Consider the following 1,273-nt stretch of genomic DNA (forward strand, 5'->3'; position numbering starts at 1 on the left):
TACTACGGCCCAGAGTTCGTATCGCGGGCCATCCTCAAGTGGGCTGCACAGAACGGCATGGACATGGCACTCAGCGATCCCGGCAAGCCCTGGCAGAACGGCGCGGACGAGAGCTTCAACGGCAAGTTCCGAGATGAATGCTTGAGCCTTGAATGGTTTCGAACGCGCACGGAAGCGAAGGTTGTGATCGAGCAGTGGCGGCGCCACTACAATGCCATCCGACCACATTCGAGTCTGGCCTACCTGACGCCCGACGAGTTCAAGCAGCGGTATTGTTCAACTGAAGCAACCGAGGCCGTTCTCCAAGATTGAAATGGCCCGAAGAAATCAGGCAGGTCAAGGCCAATGCTTTCGCCCAGGATAAAGCGAATGCCGTCCTCTGTCGCCGCCACTGCTAAGGCAAATTGACTTTGCGCGGCCTTGTGTGTCGCGTCGAGATCATGTTTTACGGTGTCGCTTGATTCGCGCATCTTCTTGACCGCCGATTGTGCGTCACCTTTGTCGAGCCCCATCAGCAGGCGCGCGGCGTCATTCGCGGAGCCAAAATAAGATTCGAATTCGCTGCCAAGACGATTGGCGGCGCCAGCATTGCCTTCAATCGCCGCAAACCCTTTCAACTGGTCGCGAAACGCATTGGCGCGCGCACCCACTGCTCCGAGGCCCGTTTTGTCGGCATCCCCAACCGCGCTGTTCAATGCCTCTTCAATGTCGTGTGCTTGGCCTTGCAGGACACCCTTGCCGTGCCGCCTGAGGGTAACTTGGTCGTACGCACCATGAAAAGGTCGGCTGCCTCATCGGTGGCGAGCGCGGGAACCGGACTGGTTGTCCCAACGACGACAGCCACCTCGGCAAGCGCATCTCCTGCCACTAAAGCCACGGTCAAACTAAGCGCTGCCATACAGACATGTCGAATTCGATTGCTCATCGTCGCCTCCTCGTCAGAAGATGAAGTCGAAGACGGCTGTCACAACGTTCGTACCGCTTCCCGGCACAAAGCCTGGCTGCAGATTCGCGAAGAACCCGGTCGAGTTGTTTGGCGTCGTCACTCGGTCGTACTGCAGCTTGAGATCCATGTTCTTGTACACGGCCCACCGGACACCGGCCGAGTACTCCGTCTGGCCATTGTTGGAGGTACCTAGATTCGGGCAGGTCAACGAGTGCTCGGTCGAATACAGCACATAAGGCGTGAACTTGCCGATCCGGTAGCCCGTCATCACATACCATGTGTTATAGCCGGGCGTCAAAATGCCCACCATCGAACGCGCCCACTCTC

Annotated in this window: 2 protein-coding genes and 1 pseudogene; 1 reads left to right on the forward strand and 2 read right to left on the reverse strand. The window is 57.8% G+C overall.

The window, feature by feature from the left end; translation table 11 throughout:
• A partial coding sequence (locus U5771_RS35080) for an integrase core domain-containing protein (RefSeq protein ID WP_322028168.1) occupies positions 1-312 on the forward strand: 312 nt, incomplete at its 5' end.
• Here U5771_RS35080 and U5771_RS35085 read toward each other — a convergent pair.
• Positions 240-695: a hypothetical protein gene (locus tag U5771_RS35085; protein ID WP_322028169.1), complete on the reverse strand. Its 456-nt coding sequence runs from the start codon at positions 693-695 to the stop codon at positions 240-242. The two genes, U5771_RS35080 and U5771_RS35085, sit on opposite strands and share 73 nt — an antisense overlap.
• A gap of 243 nt (positions 696-938) precedes the next feature.
• Positions 939-1,273, reverse strand: a pseudogene (locus tag U5771_RS35090) (hypothetical protein); the annotation flags it as partial.

This window comes from Burkholderia sp. BCC1977 (genome assembly GCF_905339595.1).
Classification (GTDB): domain Bacteria; phylum Pseudomonadota; class Gammaproteobacteria; order Burkholderiales; family Burkholderiaceae; genus Burkholderia.